This is a genomic window from Nesterenkonia salmonea (assembly GCF_005771525.1).
GTDB classification, from domain to species: Bacteria; Actinomycetota; Actinomycetes; order Actinomycetales; family Micrococcaceae; genus Nesterenkonia; species Nesterenkonia salmonea.
The window spans coordinates 1-4,509 of record NZ_VAVZ01000076.1; the positions used below are offsets into that span (position 1 = coordinate 1).

General features: G+C 57.8%; 5 protein-coding genes. 2 read left to right on the top strand and 3 right to left on the bottom strand.

Annotated elements, in window-relative coordinates; all coding sequences use genetic code 11:
• Positions 1-43: 43 nt before the first annotated feature.
• Positions 44-931: a hypothetical protein gene (locus tag FEF26_RS15065; RefSeq protein ID WP_138254356.1), complete on the bottom strand. Its 888-nt coding sequence runs from the start codon at positions 929-931 to the stop codon at positions 44-46.
• A gap of 74 nt (positions 932-1,005) precedes the next feature.
• On the opposite strand from FEF26_RS15065, the gene FEF26_RS15070 reads away from it, so the two are divergent.
• Entirely contained in the window at positions 1,006-1,650 is a 645-nt protein-coding gene (locus FEF26_RS15070) for an SHOCT domain-containing protein (protein WP_138254357.1), read from the top strand.
• Between the two features lie 223 nt (positions 1,651-1,873).
• The gene (locus FEF26_RS15075) at positions 1,874-3,424 is read left to right on the top strand and encodes an IS1634 family transposase (protein WP_138254358.1); all 1,551 of its coding nucleotides are present in this window, start codon (positions 1,874-1,876) and stop codon (positions 3,422-3,424) included.
• A 334-nt stretch (positions 3,425-3,758) separates the two neighbouring features.
• Here FEF26_RS15075 and FEF26_RS15080 read toward each other — a convergent pair whose 3' ends face one another.
• Positions 3,759-3,938 carry a helix-turn-helix domain-containing protein gene (locus FEF26_RS15080; protein WP_138254359.1) on the bottom strand — a complete coding sequence of 60 codons (180 nt, stop codon included), beginning with the start codon at positions 3,936-3,938 and terminating at the stop codon, positions 3,759-3,761.
• A 297-nt stretch (positions 3,939-4,235) separates the two neighbouring features.
• A complete protein-coding gene (locus FEF26_RS15085; protein ID WP_138254360.1) occupies positions 4,236-4,427 on the bottom strand; it encodes an IS3 family transposase in 192 nt (63 codons plus the stop codon).
• Positions 4,428-4,509: the final 82 nt, after the last annotated feature.

Genomic DNA, 4,509 nt, shown 5'->3' on the forward strand with positions numbered 1-4,509 from the left:
CCTAATCCGACGACCGACGCGCCCATCCGCCCCCAGTCCGGGGTTACACCCTCAATTGTGAAGAGCCTTTTATCCCCTCGTCGATGCTGCACTTCAGCTCATCCACGGACGAATTAACTGAATTCGGGTTCTCTTGCATGTCGACGCAAACGCGGAGATAGGAAATTCGCAGTTGGGTTAGAGAGGCCAGCATCGCACTGTGGTCGTCATACTTCACCTGCTCGAACTTGGTGGGCTCATCAATGATGGTGACATCTCGCGCTTGAACCAGGAGGCGGGACCTCATGGCCAACCCACCAATGTCCCGCTCCGCCAACGCCAAGCGCATGAGCATATCGTTCGAGAACGACCCTTCGAGGCCGTACTGCCGGTACACGTCGTCGACGACCCTGGATGCTGCGAACAGCTCGCCCACGTGGGTCACCTCGATCCTGGCGATAGCCTCGTCCAGCGTGGTCTTGATTGAGTCGAGTTTCCGATCAACTTGTTTGAACTGCTGCATCATCACTGCGGTATTCAGCGCCTGAATGGCGAGGACCGGCGCGACTATCGGCAGTGAACTCGCCACAGGAATGAATGGTGCCTGACTCACGATCCCGCCAGCGCCCATCACCGCACTGCCAACACCGTTACCCAGAGACATGAGCGTAGTGGGATTCGCCGTGGCCATGTAGAGCGTCGAGGAGAACGCCCCCGACACCGCCGTAGCACCAGTCGCCGCACCGGCGACAGCGATGGACATTGCGCCCTGCGGAGACACCGCTTTGGCACCCGGGACATAGCTCCCCGTCGTCAGGTAGCTCTCGCGAAGATTGGAGAGAATCTTCTCTCGCAGCTCCCCCTGAAAATCGAAGACAGCGAGGTCTGAGCCTTCAGTGCCCAGTCGACGCACAGTGACCTCTTGACGCTGGTCTTCTGTGAGTGGTCCCACGATTCCCCTTGATCATTTCCATTACTACCCGGCCAGACAGTTACGAACCTCGTCGTTACAGGCATAATAGTGCCATGAACAATGATGCAACCCCCGATTCAGGTAGGAAGCAGGGGTTCTGGGCGAAAACGATCGCTGACGGGAAGAAGGCGGCTGAAGAAGCCAAAGCGCGTGCGATGCAGGCGCGCGAAACAGCAGGGAACCTTGTGACAACACAACGGTTCGCTGGCTCGACGATCGAAATCTACGACGGTGGTTATGTCCGTGTCGCCGGTTTCATCTCGGATTCGACTCCATACGAAAAGTTGAAGTCCATCAAGCACTCTTTCCAAGTTCAGGACAAGAGCGCTGGCGGTCGCGCGATGGTTGGCTTGATGACAGGTGGCGTCAACTATCTCGGTTCGAGGGAGAAGCGCACTGTCTTCCTTACGCTCGTGACCGAAAGGCGGGTGCACACCCTAAAGACCACAGGTGGGATGGGGCGAAGTGAAGACCGAGTAGCGCTGGGACTAGAAGTTGCCGGACGGGGTGTATTGGGCGGACTGGCGGCGCCCGCATTGGCACCGGCTCTAACAACACCTGCCGCGGTCCCTGCGCCTACAGGTCAACAAAGTGACGTAATCGAACAGATCAAGAAACTCGGTGAGCTGCATGCCGCAGGTGTTCTGTCCGACGAAGAGTTTACTTCAAAGAAGACAGATCTCCTCAACCGACTCTAGCGGTTCAACAAATCCGAGAGTCCCCATAAGTACTCCACTATAGATCTCCGGCTCTACTGTGCCTGCAACCTAAATCAGCATTCTTGACTCACCTTATGAGGCGACGATCCAGAACCGCCCCTGACTTTGGTCACGTGAGGTGATTTTGGTGGGTTGGGGGCTTTGGATTGGCTTGTTTCCGGGGTTTTCAGGGGCCGGTGACCGCACTAAATAGACTTGGTGGGTGAGGATCAGGCGGGTCAAGACAGCATCAGGGGCCACTGCGGTGCAGTTGGTGGAGTATCGGCATGGTCAGCGCCGGATCATTGAGCACTTGGGTTCAGCTCATTCTGATGCGGAGATTGCTGTGCTTGAGCATCTCGGGCGGCAGAAGATTGATGCGGGTCAGCAGGTCTTCGATCTCGAGGGTCTGGTAGAACCTTCAGTGCCGGACGTTGAAGTGAAGAAGACAGCCAGTGTCGTAGATTCTGGTGCCTCTGCGGTGGGCTCGCGTCCCCGACTGCTGTGGGATGTGCTCTCCGGGGTCTATGCCTGCCTGGGTTTCGAGTCCGTGATTGATAGCCAGGCGTTCAAACAGCTGGTCATCGGCCGGGTCCTCGCCCCGGGGTCAAAGACAGCGACTATGGCGCATCTGCGCAGCCTCGATGTCACAGAGGTGGTCTCGGACAAAACGATGTGGCGCCACCTGAGCCACCACGGAAGCGCTGGCTGGCGGGAGGCAGCCTGCCGGGCCGCCTACGACTTCGCTGCCGGGGCTGGTGCGCTCAGTGTGGTGCTCTACGACGTGACCACCCTGTATTTCGAGACAGATGAAGAAGACGACACCCGCAAGGTTGGTTATTCGAAGGAGCGCCGTGTCGACCCACAGGTGGTGGTCGGCCTGTTGGTGGATAAGACCGGGTTCCCGTTGGATGTGCACTGCTTCGAAGGCAATACCGCTGAGACTCACACCATCATCCCTGTCCTGGATGCTTTCCGGGCCCGCCACGGTGTGGAGAACATGCTGGTCGTCGCTGATGCGGGCATGCTCTCCTGGGCCAACCTCACTGCTCTGGAGGAGGCCGGCTACCAGTACGTGGTCGGCACACGGTCTTCGAAAGCCCCCTATGACTTGGCAGAGACCTTCGCAGCTCGGGGGAATTACTTCGCTGATGGTGAGATCATCGAGGCCACCACACAGTTGAAGAAGAACGTGGCCTCATCGAAGCGCCGAGCAGTCTGGCAATACCGGCATAAACGTGAACAGCGCGACCGTCGGAACCAGACCCTACAAATCCAGCGCGCTGAAGACATCGCCGCTGGGCGCAAACAGCAACGCCGGGCACGGTTCCTCACCGGCGGCGGACCAAAAACCCTTGCCGTGGACTACGAAGCCGCCAAACGTGCCCAGTACTACTTCGGACTCAAAGGCTACGTCACCAGCGCCAGCGAAGAGACCATGACCGGGGCAGAAGTGATCACTGCTTATCACTCGTTGTTTGAAGTTGAGGCCAGCTTCCGCATGGCCAAATCAGATCTGGCTGCCCGGCCGATCTTCCACCACACACGAGAAAGCATCGAAGCTCACCTCACCGTCGTGTTCTGCGCCCTGGCCATCTCTCGACATATCCAGGCGCGGACACAGATGAGCATCAAGAAAGTCCTCAACACTCTTCAACCACTGCGAGAAGCAGTGCTGAATATCCGCGGTGAGCTCATCGCCGTCCCGGCAGCCCTGACACCAGAAGCCAAACAGATCCTCCAAGCACTCGACCTGCCAACGCCACCGCACTAAGTGACCAAAGTCAGGCCTTATGAGGCGACGATCCAGAACCGCCCGAGCAAGGAGGCAACTGTTGCGCCACCAGCCTTATGAGAGCCCTCAACTGAGTCGGTTCTCGTGCGGGACGGCTTCGACCCAAATTGTAATGCCAGGGGTAGCTGCTTCGACTTGTAAGCAGCAATCGGCAGCTCGAAATGCTCAATTGCCGAGCCCAGACCTCGTATGGACCGGGCACTCCCTCGAGTCAGCTCCTTAGCGCCCACCGAAATTGAAGTTATAGATCAGTAGCGCGGTCTCTCCCCTCGCTGCCCTGGGCGGGGAGAGGCTTCACGTGTCACTCACGCCGCTACTCCGCATACATCCGTTCGATGTATTCCTCCAACTTCACGTCTTCGATACGCCATTGTCCGCGGCCGCCGATCTGGACACCTTCGAGGTCCCCGTACCGGAGTAGGGCGCGAATTCGTTGGTCGCTCGCGGCCAGCTTTTCGGCGACTTCCGGGAACGTTTGAAAACGGCGTGGCATGAGTACACCTTAGAACGAGAGAGCCCGCAGCGTGGATAGATGTTCTGGGAGGACGGAGGGGTTTGTTGGCCACGCTCACAGATGCTTCATGATCTCTTATCGAGAATGGCTTTGAAGCGAGCCGCGAATATGTCCCTTCAGTAGGCACCCGCTTCTGCTTCTGCGAAATGTCAGATGTAATGAGTAGGAAGTGTCTCGACTCACCAAGAAGGAGTGCGGCCAATGGATTGAACCGCCCTGGGTTTGATGGAGACTCTGGTCCGTCCTGAGTTCCGTGGCGTCATAATTTCTTGGTTCTCATGCCGCGGTGATGATCCGATTACGTTCATATTCTATGGGCGTGACCCAGCCAAGGCGGCCATGCCGGCGCTGGCGGTTGTGCCAGATCTCGAGATATTCGAAGATCGCGTTGGCCAGTTCCACACGCGTGTTCCAGATACGGGTATCGAGAAGTTCGACCTGCATCCTGGACCAGAACGCTTCGATCATGGAGTTGTCGTAGCATTATCCGGCTAATTGGGGTTCTTTTGGGCTATTGGCCGGTTAATCTTTTCAGCGGCGCAGCCGGCGG

Bases quoted from the DNA above. Each gene is read 5' to 3' on its own strand.
- FEF26_RS15080 (WP_138254359.1), bottom strand. From the start codon at position 3,938: ATGCCACGCCGTTTTCAAACGTTCCCGGAAGTCGCCGAAAAGCTGGCC.
- FEF26_RS15085 (WP_138254360.1), bottom strand. From the start codon at position 4,427: ATGATCGAAGCGTTCTGGTCCAGGATGCAGGTCGAACTTCTCGATACC.
- FEF26_RS15070 (WP_138254357.1), top strand. From the start codon at position 1,006: ATGAACAATGATGCAACCCCCGATTCAGGTAGGAAGCAGGGGTTCTGG.